Origin of the sequence: Baekduia sp. (genome assembly GCF_035318805.1) — a bacterium.
GTDB lineage: Bacteria > Actinomycetota > Thermoleophilia > Solirubrobacterales > Solirubrobacteraceae > Baekduia.
On the sequence record NZ_DATHDY010000063.1, the window covers coordinates 21,609 to 41,649 of the forward strand.

Below are 20,041 nucleotides of genomic sequence, written 5' to 3' on the forward strand. Positions count from 1 at the left end.
GCGAGCGGGCACTGTCCTCGACTCTTCCCAGAATGACGTGTGGCGAACGTGCAAATCCAGTGATCGACGACAGAAACCCCCTCACCCGCCGGTCCAGCGGCGTCCAGCTGCACCTCACGTCGCTGCCCGGCGGGCGCCTCGGGCCCGAGGCGCGCGGGTTCGTCGACTGGCTGGCGGAGGCCGGCCAGTCGTGGTGGCAGATGCTGCCGCTGGGGCCTCCCGACCGCTACGGGTCGCCCTACAAGTCGTCGTCGGCGTTCGCCGCCTGGAACGGGTTCCTGGAGTCGCCGGAGGCCGAGGTGACGCCCGAGGAGCTCGCCGCGTTCGGAGAGCGCCACGCGTATTGGGCGGCCTCGCTCCTGGCGCCGATGCTGCCCGACCAGGTGCGCTTCGAGCGGGAGTGGGCGGCGCTGCGGGCGTATGCGCGGCAGCGCGGCGTCGGGCTCATCGGCGACGTCCCGATCTACGTCGCGCCCGGCTCCTACGACCAGCAGGCGTGGCCCGAGCTCTTCCTGGACGGCGTCGTGGCGGGCGTGCCGCCCGACGCGTTCACGGCCGCGGGCCAGCGCTGGGGCAACCCGATCTACGACTGGCCGGCGCTGCGGCGACGGCGCTACCGCTGGTGGACCGAGCGCTTCCGCCGGACCTTCCAGCTCTACGACGTCGCCCGGCTCGACCACTTCCGCGCGTTCGTCGCCTACTGGGCCGTGCCGGCGGCCGATCGGGACGCGCGGCGCGGCACGTGGCAGCGCGGGCCGGGGCGGGCGCCGTTCCGGGCCGCCGAGGCGGAAATCGGTCCGATGGCCTTCATCGCCGAGGATCTCGGCGTCATCACGCCGCCGGTCACGCGGCTGCGGCGCGAGCTGGGCTATCCGGGGATGGTCGTGCTGCAGTTCGCGTTCGACCCGGACGACCCGCGGGGCCCGCACCGGCTGGAGAACCACGGCGACGACGTGGTCGCCTACACCGGCACGCACGACACCGACACGCTGCGCGGTTGGTGGGACACGCTCGAGGCGCCGCGGCGGGCCGAGGCGCAGGCCGCGCTGCGCGAGGCCGGGCTCGACGGAGACGACGCCGACTGGGGGCTCATCCGGCTGTGGATGCGGTCGCCCGCGGCGCTGGTGATGCTCCAGGCCCAGGACGTGCTCGGACTGGGCGGCGAAGCGCGGATGAACCTGCCGGGGACCGCCGGCGGCGCGTGGAAGTTCGCGCTGGAGCACGGCCAGCTGACGGCCCGCCACGCCCGGCGGCTGCGCGCGGCGACCGAGGAGGCCGGGCGTGCCCGAGGCTGACGATCGGTCGCCGTCGCCGCCGGCGGCGGGCATGCCGGGCGCCTTGGCCGGTGACCCGCGCGGGCCGGTCCTCGGGATCGGGGACTCGATCACCTGCGGGCCCGAGGAGGGCGCGTTCGGCGTGCCGCCGCGCGCGTGGGCGCAGTGGCTGGCGGAGGCCCAGGACCTGCCGTTCCACCGCCTCGCCGAGCCGGGCGCGGTGACGCCGTGGATCGCCGGCGCGCTGCTGCCGCGGGCGCGCGACGACTACGCGCTGGCGTGCCTGCACACGGGCACCAACGACGTGCGCGGGCCGGACTGGGACGGTCCGGCGTTCGAGCAGGCGCTCGTCGCGCTCGTGGACGGCCTGGTCGCCCGGGCGGCGCGGGTGTGCGTCGCGACGGTCCCGCTCGATCTGGGCCGGCCGCCGGCGGGACCGAAGGTCGCCGAGCTCAACGCGATCGTGCGGCGCGTGGCGGGCGAGCGCGGCGCGACCGTGGTGGCGCTGGACGACCTGCGAGGGTGGCGGCACTTCTTCCCCGACGCCGTCCACCCCACCGCGCTGGGCCAGCTGGAGATCGCGCGCCGCGCCGCACGCGCGCTCGATCTGACGCCTGATCCCGCTACGATGACCGACGTCCAGGAGGGCAAGCGCGCGGACGCGCGCTATGCGCTTTCCCGCCAGCTCGCCCATCTGGCGAGGGATTGGCGCCGCAGAGCGACCGAACGTAACGTTTGATCGCGTGCAGGGGACGAATCAGCACGTGCCGAAAAGGGCACCATTCGCTCCTTAGGAGCGCTTCATGCGGGAATGGGAACGTATGTGCTGCGGATCTTCCCGACCCGTTGACCCTGAATACCCCTCCCCTCATCGCAACCCGTGCCTGCGTGATTCAGCAGCACAGTTGCGTAAGCAACAACCATGGCGTAGAATCCCGACTGTTGGAATCGGGATTTGACCCGGGAAAGGACCTTGTTGACCCCCTCCACCCCCACCCTGACGTACGACGTGCTCGCGACCCCGCTGGACCAGCTCCTGCGTCGCGCGAGCCAGTACGAGCTGCTCAACCCCGCCAAGGAGATCGAGCTCGCCCAGCGCATCGAGCGCGGCGATCTCGAGGCGAAGGATCTGTTGGTGAACTCCAACCTGCGCCTCGTGGTGTCCGTCGCACGGCACTACGTCGGCCAGGGCCTGACGCTGGACGACCTCGTCCAGGAGGGCATGCTGGGCCTCATTCGCGCCGTCGAGAAGTTCGACTACCGCAAGGGGTACCGGTTCTCCACGTACGCGACCATCTGGATCCGCCAGGCGCTTCAGCGCGGCCTCGACAACACAGGCCGCACGATCCGCCTGCCCTCCCACATGTCGCAGCGAGCCCGCCGGATCGCCCGCGTCGAGCGTGAGCTGACCGCCGAGCACGGCGAGCCGCCGTCGGACGAGAAGATCGCCGCCGCGGCCGAGCTGGAGCTCGACGAGGTCGCGCTGCTGCGCGAGCGTGACCGTGCCCTGGCCAGCCTCGATCAGACCGTCGGCGACGACGGCGAGACCGCGCTGGGCGCCCTGCTTCCCGCCGACGGCGAGACCGTCGACGAGGAGGTCGAGCGCGAGACCGAGGCGTCGGCCCTCCGCGAGGCCGTCGATCGCCTTCCCGAGGACGAGCGCGAGGTCATCCACCTCCGCTTCGGCACCGGCGGCGACGGCGAGCACACGCTCGTCCAGGCCGCCCGCCGTCTGGGCATGCCGCCGAGCAAGGCCCGGCAGGCCGAGGAGCGCGCCCTGCGCCGCCTCGCCTCCGACGGCGACGTCAAGTCCCTCCGCGTCGCCGCGTAGCACCGCGGCGAGCTGAGCCTCAGCTCCAGCAGTTGCAACGATGGGCGGCGCATGTGCGCCGCCCATGGTCGTTCCGAGCCCGTCGTCGTCGCCCCGCCGGCCGCGCCGCCCCGCGCACCGGGGTGGCGCGACCGGCGGCGGGCGGCGCGCGCGCGGCGCCTGACGGGCGTGCAGATCGCCCGCGACGTCGTCCTCGGACGCGACGTCGTCTTCGACGTGGCGCCGGGCGGGCGCGTCGTCCTGGGCGCCGGCGTCGCGCTCGGCGACGGCTGCCGGCTCCACGTGGGCGCCGGTGCCGAGGTGACCGTCGGCGACGCCACCCGCCTCGGCGACATGTGCGTCATCACGGCCCACGCGCGCGTGGCCATCGGGGCGCGCTGCCTGCTGGCCGACGACGTCGTCCTCGTCGATGGCGACCCCCGCTTCGAGGACGTCGAGCGCCCGGTCCGCGAGCAGGGCTTGACGACCTCCCCGGTGGCCGTCGGCGACGGCGTGCGCATCGGCCCGGCCGCCGCGATCCTGTCCGGCGTGACCGTCGGGGCCGGCGCCCTGGTCGGCGCCCACGCCGTCGTGACGCACGACGTCGCCCCGGACGCGACGGTCACGGGCGTGCCGGCGCAGCCGCCGGTCAGTCCTCCGCCGCGGCCCGCTCGGCGCGCTCGCGGCGGTCGCGGGCCTCGGTGAGGGCCGACTGGGCTTCGGCGAGGTCGCGGCGCCGGGCCTCGATGGTGGACTCGACCTGATCGAGGGAGCGCTGGGCGCCCGTCACGGCATCCTCGGCCTTGGCCTCGGCCTCCTTGGCGCGACGCAGGGCGTCGCGGCGGCGGCGCACCTCCCGGGCGTCCGGCTTCCTGGGCTCGGGCGCGACCGTCGTCTCCACCGGCTCCTCGGCCTTCGCGGCGCCCTGCTTCTTCCTGCCCTCGCCCTTGCGCGACGGCGTGGCCCTGGCCTCGAACCCGGACGCCAGCAGCGCGTCGAGCCCGCCGAAGCCGCTGGCCGACCGCTCGCGCACCACGCGGCCGGCGGCGACGTCCTGGCGGACGTCCTCGTCGACGGTCGCCGCATGCAGCGTCGCGCGCACCTTGTCGCGCGCCGGGCCCTCGACCGGCGCCTCGTCGGCCAGCGCGTCGACCAGGCGCCGCGCCGCCTCGGCCGCTCCGCGCAGGACGCCGGCGTCCGCACCGTCCAGCAGCTGCTCCTGCGCGCCGGCCAGCGCCTCGCCCGCGTCGACCAGCGCCCGGATCTCCTCCGGGCGGTCGCGCGCCAGCCGGTTGACGGCCCAGGCCGCGCGCGTCGGCTTGGCCAGCTTCTTGACGGCGTCGGCGCCCTTGCGGTCGCCGTCGGCCCGCAGCCGCTTGGCCAGCGCCGTGCGGGCGCTGACGAACTCTTCGGGGTCGACGCCGTAGAGGTCGTCGATCGGGTCCGCGGCGTTCGCCATCGCCGCGTATTTAGCCAGCCGACTCGATCGCGCGCAACGCGCGCTCCACGCCGGCGGGCACACCTCGGACCTGGCGGCCATGATGCGACGCTGCCCATGGTGGCCTGGGAGTACGCCTGGACCCGGCGCCGGCACGCTAGAACATGACCCATGGCCGCCGGGACGATGAGCGACTTCGACGTCCCCGCCGCGGCCCGGGCGCTTCTGGACGGCAACTGGCGCGAGGGCGACTACCGCGGCCACCACTACGCCTTCTCGGTCCCGAGCCCGCGCAGCTACCCGTGGCAGTGGTACTGGGACTCCTGCTTCCACGCGATCGTCCGGCGCCGGTTCGACCCCGCGCGCGCCCGCGCCGAGCTGGAGACGCTGCTGGAGGCCATGGACCCCGACGGCTTCATCGGGCACACGATCCTCTGGGGCCGGCCGCTCGACCCCAAGCGGGCCATCCGCTACAACATCGCCTCGCGCGCCGACCTGATGACGCGCACGATCCAGCCGCCGATCCTGGCGTGGGCGTGGGCCTGGGCGGTCGGCGGGTCGGGCGGGGACGGGTTCGATCCGCGCATCGCCCGGCACCACGCGTGGCTGCGCGAGCATCGGGCGCTGGAGGCCGACGGCCTGCTCTGGCTGATCCAGCCCGACGAGTCGGGGATGGACGCCTCGCCGAAGTTCGACCACGTGTGGGGCCGCCTGGCCCAGGGCCGCCCGCTGTTCCCGCTGCTGATCGCCCAAAACCGGCGGCTGGGCTTCGACGCGCGCCGCATCGAGGCCGCGCGCAGGCCCGTCGTCTGCGAGGTGCTGACCAACGTGGCGTGGTCGCTGAGCGAGCAGGCGCTCGGCCGCCCGTCGCTGACCCCGGCGCTGATCGAGCGCCTGTACGACCCGCGCCGGGGGCGCTTCGCCGACGACGCGCGGCACGCGCGGCACCCGACCCCGCCCGCGCAGCGGCCGGTCACGTGGGACACGCTCGCGCCGCTGGCGCTGCCCGACCTCCCCGACGCGATCGCCGAGCGCCTGGTGGCCGAGGTGCTGCGCGCGCCGCGCTTCGCCGACGGCGTGCCGCTGCCGGCCGTGGCGCTCGACGACCCGGCGCACTCCTCGCGCGAGACCTGGTGGGGCCGCCACCGCCACTGGCGCGGCCCCTCGTGGGTCAACAGCGCGTGGCTGGTCTCGCTCGGCCTGCGCCGCCTCGGCCTCTCCTACGAGGCCGACGAGCTCGCGCGGCGCCTGACCGCCACCGTCGCCCGCGAGGGCTTCCGCGAGTACTACGAGGCGCGCCAGGGCTACGGCATGGGCGCTCACGACTTCGGCTGGTCGACCCTGCTCTGGGAGCTGGTCGACCCCGCCGCGCCGCCCACCCCCGCCCTCCAACGCGCGTCGAGGGACGACTGAATCTCGCTGTACGAGATTCAGTCGTCCCTCGACGCCCCGAAGTGGGCTACCCGTGCGCCATCGGCAGCGTGAACCCGCCGCTCTGCGCGCCGCTGGCCAGCCGCTCCTCGAGCGCCGTCGCCTGCTCGCGGAAGCGCTCGACGTTGCGCAGCTTGATGTCCTCGTAGCCACGGACGACGTCGGGCAGGTCGGCGATCTCCGCAACGGTCGCATGGGTGACCGGCGTCAGGCGCTCCAGCGAGCGCTCCACGAGCGCGCGGTACTCGCCCGGCAGCGCGCGCTCGACGCGCCGCACCTTGGGCAGGCCGAACACGTCGAGCCGCGTCCCGCGCACGCGGCGCATCGCGCGCAGCATCCGGAAGCCCGGCAGGAACCAGCGGCCCATCTTGATCTTGCGCTTCATGCCCAGCGCGCGAAGCAGCGGCGGATGGAGCATCACGTACACCTTGGCCCCGTCGCCGAAGGTGCCGCGCACCTTGGCCTGCTCGACCGCGTCGAGGTGCAGGCGCGCGACCTCGTACTCGTCCTTGTAGGCCATCAACTTGAACAGGTTGCGCGCGAACGCCTCGGCGACCGCGGTCTCGCCCGGCGCGCCGCGCTGCGCCTCGACCTCGGCCACCGCCATGACGTCGTCGGCGTAACGGCGCGCGAGCCCCGCGCCCTGGAAGGCGATCAGCTCGGGCACGCGGATCTCCAGCAGGCGGCGCAGCTCGCCGGCCGCGCCGGTGGCGTCCACGATCTCCAGCGCCACGCCGCCGAGCACCGGCGCCGCCGCCAGCGCCGCGTGATCGGCGTCGCCCTCCAGCACTTCCCGCACCGCATCGGGCGCCGCCACGACCGCGCGGCCCCACGCGAACGCGGCGAGGTTCTTCTCGACCGCCGCGCCGTTGAGGCGGATCGCCTGCTCCAGCGCGTCGGCGCTCAGCGGCAGGCAGCCGGCCTGGTAGGCCGCGCCGATGAGCACCGTGTTGGTCGGCATGTGGTCGCCGAAGAGCGCCTCGCTCAGCGCCTCGGCGTCGACGTAGACGTTCGCGTCGGCGCGCGTCGCGCGCTCGATCGCCGCCACGTTGCGCTCCAGCGCCGGGAACTTCACGCCCGTGTCGGTGACCATCGCCGCCGTCGGGACGGCGTGCGTGTTGACCACCGCGACGGTGCGCGCCGCGTCGGCGACGAGCAGGTTCATCGGGTTGGCCGCCCCGAGGACGTCGAAGCCGAGGATGAGGTCGGCCTCGCCGGCCGAGGCCTTGTTGGAGCCCTCGATCGGGTCGCGCGAGATCCGGACGTCCGAGATGACCGGACCACCCTTCTGGCTCAGGCCGGTCTGGTCCAGGCCGTAGCTGTGCTTGCCGTCGAGCATCGCGGCCATCTGGAGGATCTGCGAGACGGTCACGACGCCCGTGCCGCCCACGCCCGGCATCCGCATCAGGAACTCGTCGCGCCGCACGCTGAGCGTGGGCGCGGGCAGGTCGGCGGGCGGCGCCGGGAAGCCCGCGGCGGTCCGCGCGGCCTTGGCCTTCTTGGCGTCCTTGGCCGACGGGACGATCGTCAGGAACGACGGGCAGTCGCCCTTGACGCAGGAGTAGTCCTTGTTGCACGAGGACTGGTGGATCTGCGTCTTGCGCCCGAACTCGGTCTGCACCGGCAGCACCGACATGCAGTTGGACTTCGCTCCGCAGTCGCCACAGCCCTCGCAGACGCGCTCGTTGATGTGGATGCGCTCCACGGGTTCCGTCGCCTTGCCGCGCTTGCGCAGGCGGCGCAGCTCGGCCGCGCAGTGCTGGTCGTGCAGGAGCACCGTGACGCCGGGCACGCGCGCGAGCTCGGCCTGCGCGGCCGGCAGCTCGTCGCGGTGGCGCACCGAGGCGATCGGGTCGAGCTCGACGTGCTTGTAGCGCTGCGGATCCTCGGCCGTGACGATGATCTGCTTGACGCCCTCGAGCGCCAGCCAGCGCGTCAGCTCGGGGATCTTCAGCTGGCCGACGACGTCCTGGCCGCCGGTCATCGCGACCGTGTCGTTGTAGAGCAGCTTGTAGGTGATGTTCGTGCCCGAGGCCGCTGCGAAGCGGATCGCCAGCGAGGCCGAGTGGTGGAAGGTCCCGTCGCCCACGTTCTGGACGAAGTGCTCGGCGTCGGTGAAGGCCTGCATGCCGACGAACTGCGCGCCCTCGCCGCCCATCTGCGTGATGCCGGTGATCGCGCCCTTGCCCTCGGGCGCGAGCAGGACCATCGTGTGGCAGCCGATGCCGCCGCCGACCACGGTGTCGTCGGGGTTGACGGTCGAGGTGTTGTGCGGGCAGCCGCTGCAGAACATGGGCGTGCGGGCGAGCGTCGGCACGGTGCGGGCGGTCGTCGCGCGGCGCGCCTCGATCTGGGCGACGCGCGCGTCGACGGAGTCGAGCCGGACGCGCTGCCCGAGCCGGCGCGCGAGCGCCACGGCGATCGCGTCGGCGTCGAGGTCGGACTCGGCCGCCAGCAGCGGGCGGTCCGCTTCGTCGCGCTTGCCGACGATCCGCGGCGTGTCGGCCGTGCCGTACAGCGCGTCGCGCAGCGCGGTCTCCAGGAACGGCAGCTTCTCCTCGACGACGAGGATCTCGTCCAGGCCGCGCGCGAACGAGCGGAACGCGTCGCGGTCGTGCGGGTAGAGCATCCCCACCTTCATCAGGCGGATGCCGGCGCGCTCAAGCGCGCGCTGGTCGAGCCCGAGGTCGCCGAGCGCCTGGACGAGCTCGTAGTACACCTTGCCCGCCGCGACGACCCCGAGCCAGGCGTCGCGCGTCGCGACGGTCACGGGGTTGAGCTGGTTGAGCGCGGCGTACTGACGGGCGATCTCCATGCGGGGGCCGAAGAGCGTGCGCTCCAGCTCCAGCGAGACGGCCGAGAGCATGTTGCCGTTGGGCACGTGGCGGTAGGGCTCGCCGGGGTTGGCCGGGTCGAACACCTGTGGGATCACCGGGCCGACGCGCGCGGGCCAGACCTGGACCGTGCCGGCGCTGTCGGCGATGTTCGTGACGACCTTCATGGCGCTCCACAGCCCCGACGCGCGCGAGCACGCGACGGCGTGCAGGCCGAAGTCGAGGACCTCCTGCAGCGTGCCGGGGAAGAACGTCGGCATGTGCAGCGACGCCAGCGTCGCCTCGGCGGCCGAGGGCAAGGTGGAGGACTTGCACGACGGGTCGTCGCCGACGAGCGCCAGCGCGCCGCCGTGCGGATGCGTGCCGGCGAAGTTCGCGTGGCGCAGCGCGTCCATCGCGCGATCCAGGCCGGGGTTCTTGCCGTACCAGACACCGGTCACGCCGTCGTAGCGCGGGCGGACCCCCCCACCCAGTCCCTGCGCCATCTGCGAGCCGTAGACCGCGGTCGCCGCGAGCTCCTCGTTGAGGCCTGCGGTGAAGTGCAGCGCGTGGTCGGCGGCGACCTCGCGCAGGCCGAGGATCTCCTTGTCCAGCCCGCCGAGCGGCGAGCCCTGGTAGCCGGAGACGAACGTGGCGGTCCGCAGGCCGCGGCGGCGGTCGGCGCGGACCTGGTCCAGCAGCACGCGCACCAGCGCCTGCGTGCCGGAGAGGAAGACGGTGCCCTGCTCGAGCAGGTACTTGTCGGCGAGCGTGACGTCGGGCCGGTGCAGCTTGACGGGTGCGGCAGGGCCGGCGCCGGCCGGGCCGCTCGCCGCCGTCGCCTGCATCTCGACCGGCTCGGTGCTGGTCGGCTTCGGGGTCCCGCTGCCATCCGTCGTCCGTGGCACGTCCGGCGCTCCTCGTCTCGCTGGGCAAGTCAACGACCCCTAATGGGTAAGGTGACCTTACCACCAACCGGAGCGGTTCTAAACGCTCGGTCGGTCAGGCCGCGGGCTTGGTGCGCGCGGTGGCGGGGAGCAGGAAGTCCGGCAGGGGACGCACCAGCGCCCGGGCGGTCTCCTCCTCCCACGTCCGCTCGAGCTGGCCGACGTGCTCGTCCATGACCGACTCGACCTCGACGAGGTCGCCCGAGCGGACGGCCGCGACGGTCCGCTCGTGGATCTGGATCGTCCACTCGGGAACCAGCGGCAGGTGCATGGCCATGTCGCGCGCGATCTCCAGCTGGCGGAACAGGACGCGCATCAGCGACTCGACCGTCGCGTTGCCGGAAGCGCGCGCCAGCGCCAGGTGGAACTGCACGTCGAGCTGGAGGAAGCGATCCTCCTGCTTGAGCGCGCGACCGGCGTCGACCAGGGCGCGCATGGAGTCGATCGACCGCTGCAGCGCGGCGAAATCCTCCTCCGTGGCCCGGACGGCCGCCAGCTGGGCGACGCGCGGCTCGAGCATCCGGCGCGCCTCCAGGACGCCGGCGACCTCGCCCAGCCGCAGGCTGGAACGCTGGCGCACGAGCTCGACGCCGACCACGTCGGTCGCCACGAACATGCCGCCGCCAGGGCCGCGGCGGACTTCGAGGAGGCCCGCCTCGACGAGGACCTTGACCGCCTCGCGGAGCGTCGGCCGGCTGATCTGCATCTGGGCGGCCAGCGCCCGCTCTCCGGGGAGCTTGTCGCCCACCCGCAGCTCTCCGATCCGGACCTTGTCCGCGATCTGCTCCGCCGCCTCCTCGAAGGTGCGGCGCGTCTGCACCGGCGTGAACACGCCCGGAACATACACGCGTACGGCGCCCGTGGTCAGCCCCCCGAACCTATTCTGACCTGGCCAGGCCATACGGTGTTAGGGCGCGTTGGGGGCCGGATCCTCGTTGTCGCGCTCCTCCGGCGGCTCCGGGCCGTCGCCTTCGTAGTCCGTGTCGGTGTCGAGGGGCTCGGCGTCGGGGTACAGCATGTCGGGGTCGTCCGGCGGGTTGGAGGCCTGCGCGTCGCCGAGCGACGCCTCGCCGCCGCCGACCCGATCCGCTCCGTGGTGCTCGCTCATGCCTCTGGACCTACCCCGGCGCGGTGGCCGCGATGCCCTCTCCCGAGGCCAACCGCCTCAGCCGTACGTCTTGCAGACCTTTCGCCGAGGCCCCCGATCGGGTACGGATTCAGTCATGCCCCGATTCCCCAAGAGAGTCCTCGCCCTCGGCGGCCTCGCCGCCGCCGGTGCCGCCGTGCTGCGCAGGCGCCGTGCCGGCCGCCCCGGCCCGCCGTCGCCGTCGGCGTCGCCGCCCGCCTCCGGCGCGCCGCCCGTGCCGACCGCCGGCCCGAGCGCCCAGGCGTCCGCCGTCGCACCGCCGCCGGTCGAAGCGCCCGGCCCGTCGGTCACCCCGCCCGGTCGCGCGGCGACGCCGCCGCTGCCGCCCGACGCCGAGATCCTTCAGGGGCGCCGCCAGCAGTCCAGCGACGCGCTGGTCGACGAGGAGACGCGCCTGGCCGCGGCCGAGGCGGCGGGCATCGGCGGCCCGGGCGTCGACGACGCCCACGGCGATCCGGCCATGGAGGCGGTCTACGAGGGTGGCGGGGGCGAGGCCGAGGGCTTCGAGCTCTCCGAGGAGGAGCTGATCGAGAACGCCTCCCACGGCGACGGCCGCGCCGACCCGACCGGCGACGCGTTCACGCCCGAGATCGAGTCCGACGAGGCCACCGCGGTCGACGGCGAGGCCGACGAGGAGGTCGTCAGCGAGACCGACCCCGAGCTCCGCGACCGGTAGCGGACGGGAGCCGCCGCAGTGCTCCTGCGGCCCGACGGGGACGCGGTCCTCGCCATCGGCCAGGCGTCGCACGCCTGGCTGTCCGGGCAGCTGGCCCGGGCGTGGGGCAACGATCGCTTCCCCGCGCCGTCGCCGTGGGAGGAGGTCTGCCTCGGGGCCGAGCAGCACGACGTCGGCATGGCGCTCTGGGACCTGACGCCGGAGCGCCACCCGCGCACGGGCCTGCCGCTCCAGTTCTTCGAGCTGGACCGCCGCACGCACCTGGCGCTGTGGGCGGCCGCGCCACAGCATGTCCTGACCCAGAGCCGGTACGCGGCCTTGTTGGTGTCCTTGCACGGGACCGGCCTGTACGACCGGTTCCCGCCGCGCACCGACGACCCGGAGATCGCGCAGGCGGTCGCCGACTACCGTGCCGGCCAGCGCGTGCTGCAGGAGCGGCTGGCCCGCGAGGTCGGCGCCACGCCGCAGGAGCTGGCGCGCAACCAGGCGCTCCTGGCCGTCTGGGACGACCTGTCGCTCGCGCTCTGCCACGATCGGACGCCGCACGAGGTCCGCGGCGTGCCCGCGGCCGACGGCGCCGTGACGCTGCGACTCGCCGGTGGCGGCGACCACGTCACGCTCGACCCGTGGCCGCTGGCGCTCGACGCGCTGGAGGTGCGCGCCGAGGGCCGGCGCCTCGCCGGGCCTGCCGCCGACGAGCCCGCGTTGCACGCCGCGCTGGAGCGCGCACCGGTGCAGACCGTGCGCATCGTCCTGCGTCCGAAGTTCTGATTCAACGCCAGTGGCTCACGCTAGTGTCGATCTGACGTGAACGGGTATGGGGCTGCAATGGACGAAGTGCTCCCCGGGGTGCTGCACTGGACGACGTTCCACGAGGGGATCGGGGAGCCCGTGCACTCGCACTTCTTCGTGGAGGGCGGCGCGCTGTTCGACCCGCGGGTGCCGGCCGAGGGGATCGACGAGGTCGCCCGGCACGGCCGGCCCGACGCGATCCTGCTGTCCAACCGCCACCACCTGCGCCACGCCGAAGCGTTCGCCGCGGCGTTCGACTGCCCGATCAAGGCCCAGCGCAGCGGCCTGCACGAGTTCGCCGGCGGCCCCGACGTCCAGCCGTTCGACTTCGGCGACCAGGTCGCTCCCGGCGTGACCGCGCTGGAGGTCGGCGCGCTCACGCCCGAGGACACGGCGTTCCACCTCGACGCGGGGCGCGGCGTGCTGCTCTTCGCCGACGCGATCGTCCGGGGCGAGGACGGCGCGCTGACCTACGTCTCCGACGGGCTCATGGGCGACGATCCCGACACGGTCCGCGCCGGCCTGACCGCTGCGCTGGAGCGCCTCCTCGTCCACGACTTCGACGCGCTGCTCTTCGCCCACGGCGACCCGGTGCCGACGGGCGGCAAGGCGCGCCTGGAGGCCTTCGTCGAGGGCCAGCACGGGGCCTGAACGGCCCTTTTCGGCTCCTAGGTACGCTCTCCGGATGGACGAGCGCTACGCCGAGGTCGGCAACGGGATCACCCTCTGCTACGAGACCTTCGGCGATCCGGGCGATCCGGCCGTGCTGCTGATCATGGGCCTCGGCACGCAGATGGTCGCCTGGCACGAGGCGTTCTGCACCGACCTGGCCGCGCGCGGCTTCCGCGTCGTCCGCTTCGACAACCGCGACAGCGGCCGCTCCACCCGGCTGGACGGCGCGCCGGCGCCGTCGCTGAAGCAGATCGCCACCCGCCGGATCCCCGACGCGCCGTACAAGCTCGCCGACCTGGCGCTCGACGCCGTGGGCCTGCTCGACGCGCTCGACATCGACCGCGCGCACCTCGTCGGAGTGTCGATGGGCGGCATGATCGCCCAGACGATCGCGGCCCGGCACCCCACGCGCACGCGCTCGCTGACCTCGATCATGTCCAACACGGGCTCCCGCTGGACCGGCCAGCCGGCGCTGCGCTCCTACCGCGTGCTGCTGGCCAAGGCGCCGAGCGAGCGCGAGGCCTACCTCTCGCACGCGACCAAGATGTGGTCGATCATCGGCTCGCCCGGCTTCGAGCGCGACGAGATCGAGCTGCGCGCCATGCTCGAGCTGAGCTTCGACCGCGGCCCCAGCCCCGCGGGCACCGCCCGCCAGCTCGGCGCGATCCTCGCCTCGGGCGACCGCCGCCGCGAGCTCCGGGCCGTGCAGGCCCCGACGCTCGTCATCCACGGCGAGGCCGACAAGCTGATCGCGCCCTCTGGCGGGCGGGCGACGGCCAAGGCAATCGACGGCGCCGAGCTGCTGACGATCCCGGGCATGGGCCACGACCTGCCGCGCGAGCTCTGGCCCCAGATCCTCGGCGCGATCGAGCAGCTCGCGCACCGCGCCGACGCCGCGCCGGGCGCCGAGCCGGCCGTCCGCGCGGCGTAGGCGCCCGCGCACAGTCTCCTAGACTCGTCGCGTGGGGTTCTTCCGAGGCATCGACGGCTCCGAGCCGATCCGCCCGCAGCCGCTCGGACGGCTGTCGGGGACCGAGGAGGAGCGCAAGGTCTCGCGCTCGTGGACGATGGCGTCCGGCACGCTGGCCTGCCCGTCGTGCGACGCGCCGGTCGCGCCGATGGGTCCACTCTCGCCGGCCGATGCGCTGGCGTGCCCCTTCTGCGCCCACGCGGCGCGCGTGCGCGACTTCCTCTCGCTCGCGACGCCCACACGCCCGGCGCACGTGGTCGTCCGCGTGATCCAGGGCCGCAGCGGCAGCCGCACGCCGTCGCGGTAGGAAGCGCGGGAGCGCCCGCAACCCGGCGTGCCCGCCGGCGAGCACGAACCAATAGCTTGCCCACGGTGCTGCGTCTCGCCCGTCGTGAACCGTCCGCCCTGCTGCTCGCCGCACAGCTGGCCGGCGTCCTGCTCTACCCGTTCATGGACAGCGAGGGCGTCGGGCGCGCGCTGTTCAGCGTGTTCGGCATCGCCATCCTCGGCCTGGTCGTCCTCGCGGTCCGCAGCTCGCCCGGCCTGACGTGGGTCGGCGTCCTGCTCGGCACGCCCGCGACCGTGCTGCTGGTGGTCCAGGCGATCACCGGCAACACCGACCTGCTGCCCTACTCGTCGGCGTTCGAGGCCGTGTTGTACTTCTACGCGGCGGGCGCGCTCATCGCCTACATGTTGGAAGACCACGTGATCACGCGCGACGAGCTGTACGCCGTCGGCGCGACGTTCACGCTCGTGGCCTGGGCGTTCGCCTACACCTACACCGTGTGCCAGGCGATCGAGCCGCAGAGCTTCACCGCCGCGATCGACCCGACCGGGGACCGCAGCTGGATGGAGCTGCTGTTCCTGAGCTTCACGACGCTGTCGAGCACCGGGCTGAGCGACGTCGTGCCGGTCAAGAACTTCGCCCGCAGCCTCGTGATGCTCGAGCAGCTGGCGGGGCTCGCGTACGTGGCGATGGTCGTCTCGCGCCTCGTCGGCCTGTTGGTGATGCACAAGCGCGCCGACGTCGAAGGCGAGCACCCGCCGGCCCGGCGGTGAGCGGCAGGGCATAGGCTCGCCCAGTGGCCAGCAACGGATCCAGCGAGACGTTCCTCCTCGTCGACGGCGAGAACATCGACGCCACGCTGGGCGGCAGCCTCCTCGGCCGGCGTCCCGCGCCGGAGGAGCGCCCGCGCTGGGACCGCGTCCTGGAGCACGCGCGCGCGACCTGGGACCAGCCCGTGCGCGGGCTGTTCTTCCTCAACGGCTCGGCCCACGTCCCGATGGCCTTCGTGCAGGCGCTCGCCGCGCTCGACTACCGGCCGGTGCTGCTGAGCGGGCCGTCCGACGTCAAGGTCGTCGACGTCGCGATCCAGAAGACGCTCGCGGCGCTGGCGCAGCGCGGCTCGGGCGACGTGCTGCTGGCCAGCCACGACGGCGACTTCGCCGAGCATGTGGCGACGCTGCTGACCGAGCCGCACCGCCGGGTCGGACTGCTCGGGTTCCGCGAGCTCGTCAGCACGTCGCTGATCGAGCTGACCGCCGAGGGCCTCGAGCTGTACGACCTCGAGGACGACGTCGGCGCGTTCACCGTGGCGCTGCCGCGGATGCGGATCATCCCGATCGAGCGCTTCGACCCCTGGACGCTCCTGGAGTGAGGCGCCGGTGAGCAGCGACGCGCGAGCCCGGACAGCGACCGCGCTGGTGGTCCTGGCGTCGGTCCTGCTCCTCGCGGCGACGCTGGCCGGCTACGCGCGCCGCGCGCTGCTCGACGGCGACCAGTTCGCCAGCCGGGCGACCGCGACGCTGCAGGACCCGGCGGTCCGCACCGTGGTCGCCGAGCGGGTGACCGACCGGCTCGTGCAGGGCGATCGGGGCGCCGACCTGCTCGCGGTCCGGCCGCTCATCGCCTCGGCCGTCTCGGGCGTCGTCGGCGGCGGCGCGTTCGGCAGCCTGTTTCACCGCGCGGCGCTCGACGTCCACCGCGCGGTCTTCGACCAGGATCGCGACACGGTCGTCCTGACGGTCGCCGACGTCGGCACGGTCGCCGGCGCGGCGCTGCGCCAGGTTCGGCCGGCGCTCGCCGAGCAGGTCGAGCGCGAGGACCGCGTCACGCTGGCCCGGCAGGACGTCGGCGCCGTGACGGCCGACCTTGCGCGTCTCGGTGAGCGCGTCCGGTCGCTCGCGTGGATCCTGGCGGTGCTGACCGTCGTCGCCGCGGCGGCGGCGCTGATCGTCTCGGTCGACCGCCGGCGGACGGCGGGGCGGCTCGGAGTGGGCGCGATGGTCGTGGGCGTCGCGATCGTCGTCGGCTGGGCCGCCGGGCGCGCCGTCGTGCTCGCCGCGGTCGCCGACGACCCGGACGCCCGCGGCGCGGCGGGCGCGGCGTGGGGCGCGTTCCTCGGCGACCTCCGTACGGTCGGATGGCTGCTAGCCGGCTGTGGCGCGGTCGTGGCGGCGGCCGCGGCGTCGCTGATCGGCCCGATCGCCGTCGAGGGTCCGCTGCGCTCGGCGTGGCGGACGGCGACGGTCGCGCCCCAGGCGCCAGGGCTGCGCCTCCTGCGCGCCGCCGCCCTGGTGGCCGGCGGCCTGGTCGTGATCCTGGCGCCGCTGACCGCCCTGTCGATCGCGGCCACGCTGGCGGGCGTGTACCTGGTCTACAAGGGCGTCGAGTCGGTGCTCCGGACGGTGGCGCGACCGGCGGCGGCCGAGACCGACGCGGCGACGACGCCCGTCGCCGGCCCGCGCCGCGGGCGCCGCGTCGCCGCCTCCGCCCTGGCCGTCGCGGTCGTGGCCGCCACCGTCGCGGCGTTCCTCGCCGGTGGCGGCGCCGACGAGCCCCGTGCCGCCGTGCTCGGCTCGGCGTGCAACGGCCACGCCGCGCTCTGCGCCCGGCCGCTCGACGAGGTCGTCCTGCCGGCCACCCACAACGCGATGTCGGTTCCGCTGCCCGGCTGGTTCGCGGCCCTGCAGGAGCGCCCGATCGCCGGCCAGCTCGCCGACGGCATCCGCGGCCTCCTGCTCGACACCCACTACGCCGAGCGGCTCGCCAACGGCCGGACGCGCACGGTGTTCGAGAGCGCCGAGGACGAGCGCCTCGCCATCGCGCAGGACGGGATCGGCCCCGAGAGCCTCGCCGCCGCCCAGCGCCTGCGCGAGCGCCTCGGCTTCCGCGGCAGCGGCCCGCGCTCCATCTACCTGTGCCATACCTTCTGCGAGCTGGGCGCCACGAAGCTGCCCTCCGTGCTCGACGACCTCCACGACTTCCTCGTCACCCACCCGACCGAGGTCGTCGTGGTCATCAACCAGGACTACGTCACGCCGGCCGACATCGTCGACGCGGTGGACGCCGCCGGGTTGACGCGGTACGCGTTCACGCCGCCGAGCGGCGGCCGCTGGCCGACGCTGCGGCAGATGATCGACGACGACCGGCGCCTCGTGTTCCTGGCCGAGAACGAGGCCGGCGGCGCGCCGTGGTACCAGCCGGTCTACGCGCGCCTCACGCAGGAGACCCCGTTCTCCTTCGAGGACGCGGCCCAGCTCACGTCGGCCGCCGACCGTGCGGCGAGCTGCCGCGACAACCGCGGGCCGGCGACCGCGCCGCTGTTCCTCATCAACAACTGGATCACGACCGATCCGCTGCCGCGCCCCGACAACGCCCAGAAGGTCAACGCCTACCGCCCGCTGCTGGCCCGGGCCCGCGAGTGCCGCCGGCTCCGTCACCGCACACCGACGCTGCTCGCCGTCGACTTCTACCGGCGCGGCGACCTGTTCCGCGTCGTCGACGCGCTCAACGGCGTCTAGGCGGTCGTGACGTTGTAGCGGATGGCCGCGCGGGCGCGCGCCTTGTCCGCCTCGACCTCGCGGTCCTTCGGCGGCGCCGAGGTGACGAGCTCGTCGAGCAGCTGCTGCGACGCCTCGGTGACGGCCGCGACGGCCCGGGCGAACGCGGCCTCGTTGGCCTGCGACGGCTTCGTGAACCCGCTGATCTTGCGGACGTACTGCACCGCCGCGGCCTGGACCTCGTCCTCGGTCGCGGGCGGGGCGAAGTTGTACAGGGTGCGGATGTTGCGGCACATGCGGCGCTAGTCCTCCAGCCGCGTCGGCAGGCCGAACGCGGTGAACAGCTCGGGGTACAGGAAGTTGTGGATCCCGGAGATCCGCTCGCCGCGGACCTCCACGAGGGCCAGCGCGAACGCCTCGTGGACGCCCGGGCCCGCCGGCTTGTAGGAGGCGTAGGCGAAGCCGCCGTTGGCCGCGGTCGTGATGACCTTCGAGCCGCGGCAGCCGAGGCCCTGACCGAGCAGCCACCCGGCGACCTGGTCGGGGCCGCGCAGCCACAGCGGGTGGGGCGGCATGCTGAAGGTCGCGTCGTCGTGCAGCAGCGAGACCAGCTCGGTGACGTCGTAGCGCTCGAACGCGTCCACGTACCGGCTCAGCAGCTCCTGCTGGTCGTCGCCGATGGCGGTCGTGCCGTCGGCGTCGAGATCCATCGCGTCGATGGTCGCGCGGGCGCGCTGCAGCGCGCTGTTGACCGACGCGACCGAGGTGTCCAGCAGCTCGGCGACCTCGCTGGCCTGCCAGCGCAGCACCTCGCGCAGGATCAGCACCGCGCGCTGGCGCGCCGGCAGGTGCTGCAGCGCTGCGACGAAGGCCAGGCGCACGGTCTCGCGCGCCGCGGCGAGCTCGGCGGGGTCGCCGCCGTCGGGCAGGACCTGCGCGTCGGCGACCGGCTGGATCCACGTCGTCTCCGGCAGCCCGGGCGCCAGCACCGAGTCCGCGGTCGACGACGGGCCGAGGTCCATCGGGCGCGCGCGCCGCTGGGAGCCGTCGAGCATGTCGAGGCAGACGTTCGTGGCGATCCGGTACAGCCACGAGCGCAGCGCCGGCCGGGCGGTGAGGCGGTCGGCGTTCTTCCACGCCCGGACCATCGTCTCCTGGACCGCGTCCTCGGCTTCGAACCCCGAGCCGAGCATCCGATAGCAGTAGCCGGTCAGCTCCCGGCGGTACTGCTCGAGCTCCGCCTCGACGGGGGTGCCGCCGATCCGCGTCTCGCCGCTGGACTGGACATCGGTGCGCGTCTCCACGCCGACCATCGTAGACGCGCCTGCCGATCCCATGGGCGAGGTCGGCCCGTCCGCGGACGCCTCAGCCACCCACCAAGGCATACGTGTTGCCGTCGGCATCGCTGCTGTGGCCATGCAGGAGAGGACGGCGCACGCCGCCGGAGCTCATCGTGTGGCGACGGCGGCCGGTCAGGCCTTGGAGCGGCCGCGCCGGCGCTGCATGCGATCCATCTCGCGGCCGAAGGCCTCTTCGCTGGCGTCGGCCATCGCGACGCCGAAGATCGCCAGCAGCGTGTCGGCCGCCAGCGGACGCAGCCGCTCGAGGGCGTCGCGCACCTCCGGCCAGCGCTCTTCGGGCGCGCCCGCCTCCTGGAAGGGCTTCCAGACCTGCTCGACGAAGAGCTTCACGTAGGCGCGGGCCACGCCGTCGGCGTGCTTGCGGATCGTCGCCGCCAGCTGCAGCCCGACATCGGCCGGCACGCCGAGCGCCTCGAGCTCCTTGCCCGCGCGCGTCAGCCGCGGCGAGATGTCCTCGTAGCTGCCGTCGCCCAGCGGGCGCAGCAGTCCCAGCTTGACCGCGCGCTCCAGGAGCACCGGGTCGTTCGAGCCCCAGCGCGACACGAGATCCTCGCGCGTCAGCACTTCGGGCTGCTCCTGCACGTACGGCTCGGCGACCGCGCGCAGGAAGCGCAGCGGCTCCTCGCTGGAGCCGGGCGCCGCGTCGACGAGCCGGCGGATGGCCTGGAGGTTGAACCCCTGGCCCTGCATCTCCTTGATCAGCTCGATCCGGTCCTGATGCACCTGGCCGTAGTAGCCGGTCCGGCCGCGCACCTCGGGCGGCGGCAGGAGCCCGCGCGACTGGTGCGCGCGGATGTTGCGGACCGTCATCCCGGTGCGTTGAGCGAGCTCGTCGATGGTCAGGTCGCCATCGTCTGCTGCCCGCTCAGGTGCCTCCGTGACATCGGACACGGCCCGAGGGTATCGCGTTTAGATGTGACATCGATC

The 20,041-nt window shown here is 74.0% G+C and carries 20 protein-coding genes; 13 read left to right on the forward strand and 7 right to left on the reverse strand.

What is annotated here, in order from left to right; genetic code table 11:
- The first annotated feature begins 59 nt into the window (after window positions 1-59).
- The 4 genes from VK501_RS14350 to VK501_RS14365 all read left to right on the forward strand — a co-directional run bounded on the left by VK501_RS14350 (window position 60) and on the right by VK501_RS14365 (window position 3,789).
- Window positions 60-1,295, forward strand: coding sequence for a 4-alpha-glucanotransferase (locus tag VK501_RS14350; protein WP_324338408.1), 1,236 nt, complete (start codon window positions 60-62; stop codon window positions 1,293-1,295).
- Window positions 1,282-2,013, forward strand: coding sequence for an SGNH/GDSL hydrolase family protein (locus VK501_RS14355; protein WP_324338411.1), 732 nt, complete (start codon window positions 1,282-1,284; stop codon window positions 2,011-2,013). Before VK501_RS14350 ends, VK501_RS14355 begins: the two co-directional genes overlap by 14 nt.
- A gap of 237 nt (window positions 2,014-2,250) precedes the next feature.
- Window positions 2,251-3,105, forward strand: coding sequence for a sigma-70 family RNA polymerase sigma factor (locus VK501_RS14360; RefSeq protein ID WP_324338413.1), 855 nt, complete (start codon window positions 2,251-2,253; stop codon window positions 3,103-3,105).
- A 51-nt stretch (window positions 3,106-3,156) separates the two neighbouring features.
- Entirely contained in the window at window positions 3,157-3,789 is a 633-nt protein-coding gene (locus VK501_RS14365) for a hypothetical protein (protein ID WP_324338415.1), read from the forward strand.
- Here the strand turns inward: VK501_RS14365 and VK501_RS14370 are convergent.
- The gene (locus tag VK501_RS14370) at window positions 3,734-4,543 is read right to left on the reverse strand and encodes a hypothetical protein (protein ID WP_324338417.1); all 810 of its coding nucleotides are present in this window, start codon (window positions 4,541-4,543) and stop codon (window positions 3,734-3,736) included. The two genes, VK501_RS14365 and VK501_RS14370, sit on opposite strands and share 56 nt — an antisense overlap.
- A gap of 150 nt (window positions 4,544-4,693) precedes the next feature.
- Between VK501_RS14370 and VK501_RS14375 the strand changes: the two genes are divergently transcribed.
- Entirely contained in the window at window positions 4,694-5,935 is a 1,242-nt protein-coding gene (locus tag VK501_RS14375) for an MGH1-like glycoside hydrolase domain-containing protein (RefSeq protein WP_324338420.1), read from the forward strand.
- A 46-nt stretch (window positions 5,936-5,981) separates the two neighbouring features.
- Here the strand turns inward: VK501_RS14375 and VK501_RS14380 are convergent, their stop codons facing one another.
- The 3 genes from VK501_RS14380 to VK501_RS14390 all read right to left on the reverse strand — a co-directional run bounded on the left by VK501_RS14380 (window position 5,982) and on the right by VK501_RS14390 (window position 10,821).
- A complete protein-coding gene (locus tag VK501_RS14380; RefSeq protein ID WP_324338422.1) occupies window positions 5,982-9,674 on the reverse strand; it encodes an indolepyruvate ferredoxin oxidoreductase family protein in 3,693 nt (1,230 codons plus the stop codon).
- A 94-nt stretch (window positions 9,675-9,768) separates the two neighbouring features.
- Entirely contained in the window at window positions 9,769-10,545 is a 777-nt protein-coding gene (locus tag VK501_RS14385) for a FadR/GntR family transcriptional regulator (RefSeq protein ID WP_324338424.1), read from the reverse strand.
- Between the two features lie 75 nt (window positions 10,546-10,620).
- Window positions 10,621-10,821 (reverse strand): hypothetical protein, encoded by a 201-nt coding sequence (locus VK501_RS14390; RefSeq protein WP_324338426.1) that lies wholly within the window; start codon window positions 10,819-10,821, stop codon window positions 10,621-10,623.
- 115 nt (window positions 10,822-10,936) lie between these two features.
- On the opposite strand from VK501_RS14390, the gene VK501_RS14395 reads away from it, so the two are divergent.
- The 8 genes from VK501_RS14395 to VK501_RS14430 all read left to right on the forward strand — a co-directional run bounded on the left by VK501_RS14395 (window position 10,937) and on the right by VK501_RS14430 (window position 17,774).
- The gene (locus VK501_RS14395) at window positions 10,937-11,536 is read left to right on the forward strand and encodes a hypothetical protein (RefSeq protein WP_324338427.1); all 600 of its coding nucleotides are present in this window, start codon (window positions 10,937-10,939) and stop codon (window positions 11,534-11,536) included.
- Between the two features lie 18 nt (window positions 11,537-11,554).
- A complete protein-coding gene (locus tag VK501_RS14400) occupies window positions 11,555-12,307 on the forward strand; it encodes a DUF3891 family protein (protein ID WP_324338429.1) in 753 nt (250 codons plus the stop codon).
- 57 nt (window positions 12,308-12,364) lie between these two features.
- Window positions 12,365-12,979: a hypothetical protein gene (locus tag VK501_RS14405; protein ID WP_324338431.1), complete on the forward strand. Its 615-nt coding sequence runs from the start codon at window positions 12,365-12,367 to the stop codon at window positions 12,977-12,979.
- A gap of 34 nt (window positions 12,980-13,013) precedes the next feature.
- A complete protein-coding gene (locus VK501_RS14410; protein ID WP_324338433.1) occupies window positions 13,014-13,931 on the forward strand; it encodes an alpha/beta hydrolase in 918 nt (305 codons plus the stop codon).
- Window positions 13,932-13,962: 31 nt separating this feature from the next.
- Window positions 13,963-14,277, forward strand: a complete 315-nt coding sequence (locus tag VK501_RS14415; RefSeq protein WP_324338435.1) for a hypothetical protein — start codon at window positions 13,963-13,965, stop codon at window positions 14,275-14,277.
- A 65-nt stretch (window positions 14,278-14,342) separates the two neighbouring features.
- The gene (locus VK501_RS14420) at window positions 14,343-15,029 is read left to right on the forward strand and encodes a potassium channel family protein (protein ID WP_324338436.1); all 687 of its coding nucleotides are present in this window, start codon (window positions 14,343-14,345) and stop codon (window positions 15,027-15,029) included.
- Window positions 15,030-15,052: 23 nt separating this feature from the next.
- Window positions 15,053-15,628 (forward strand): hypothetical protein, encoded by a 576-nt coding sequence (locus tag VK501_RS14425; protein ID WP_324338438.1) that lies wholly within the window; start codon window positions 15,053-15,055, stop codon window positions 15,626-15,628.
- A gap of 7 nt (window positions 15,629-15,635) precedes the next feature.
- A complete protein-coding gene (locus VK501_RS14430) occupies window positions 15,636-17,774 on the forward strand; it encodes a hypothetical protein (protein WP_324338440.1) in 2,139 nt (712 codons plus the stop codon).
- On the opposite strand, the gene VK501_RS14435 is transcribed toward VK501_RS14430, so the two are convergent.
- From VK501_RS14435 to VK501_RS14445, 3 genes are all read right to left on the reverse strand, one after another.
- On the reverse strand, window positions 17,771-18,049 hold the full coding sequence (locus tag VK501_RS14435) for a DUF2277 domain-containing protein (RefSeq protein WP_324338442.1): 279 nt from the start codon (window positions 18,047-18,049) through the stop codon (window positions 17,771-17,773). The genes VK501_RS14430 and VK501_RS14435 overlap by 4 nt on opposite strands.
- A 6-nt stretch (window positions 18,050-18,055) precedes the next feature.
- Complete coding sequence (locus VK501_RS14440) at window positions 18,056-19,066, reverse strand: sigma-70 family RNA polymerase sigma factor (RefSeq protein ID WP_414641179.1); 1,011 nt, start codon at window positions 19,064-19,066, stop codon at window positions 18,056-18,058.
- A gap of 159 nt (window positions 19,067-19,225) precedes the next feature.
- Window positions 19,226-20,005 (reverse strand): MerR family transcriptional regulator, encoded by a 780-nt coding sequence (locus VK501_RS14445; RefSeq protein ID WP_324338446.1) that lies wholly within the window; start codon window positions 20,003-20,005, stop codon window positions 19,226-19,228.
- Window positions 20,006-20,041 lie beyond the last annotated feature (36 nt).

What these genes read in the sequence shown, in the direction of transcription:
- VK501_RS14365 (WP_324338415.1), top strand. Translation starts at nt 3,157, where the DNA reads ATGTGCGCCGCCCATGGTCGTTCCGAGCCCGTCGTCGTCGCCCCGCCG.
- VK501_RS14370 (WP_324338417.1), bottom strand. Translation starts at nt 4,543, where the DNA reads ATGGCGAACGCCGCGGACCCGATCGACGACCTCTACGGCGTCGACCCC.
- VK501_RS14375 (WP_324338420.1), top strand. Translation starts at nt 4,694, where the DNA reads ATGGCCGCCGGGACGATGAGCGACTTCGACGTCCCCGCCGCGGCCCGG.
- VK501_RS14390 (WP_324338426.1), bottom strand. Translation starts at nt 10,821, where the DNA reads ATGAGCGAGCACCACGGAGCGGATCGGGTCGGCGGCGGCGAGGCGTCG.
- VK501_RS14395 (WP_324338427.1), top strand. Translation starts at nt 10,937, where the DNA reads ATGCCCCGATTCCCCAAGAGAGTCCTCGCCCTCGGCGGCCTCGCCGCC.
- VK501_RS14405 (WP_324338431.1), top strand. Translation starts at nt 12,365, where the DNA reads ATGGACGAAGTGCTCCCCGGGGTGCTGCACTGGACGACGTTCCACGAG.
- VK501_RS14410 (WP_324338433.1), top strand. Translation starts at nt 13,014, where the DNA reads ATGGACGAGCGCTACGCCGAGGTCGGCAACGGGATCACCCTCTGCTAC.
- VK501_RS14435 (WP_324338442.1), bottom strand. Translation starts at nt 18,049, where the DNA reads ATGTGCCGCAACATCCGCACCCTGTACAACTTCGCCCCGCCCGCGACC.
- VK501_RS14440 (WP_414641179.1), bottom strand. Translation starts at nt 19,066, where the DNA reads ATGGTCGGCGTGGAGACGCGCACCGATGTCCAGTCCAGCGGCGAGACG.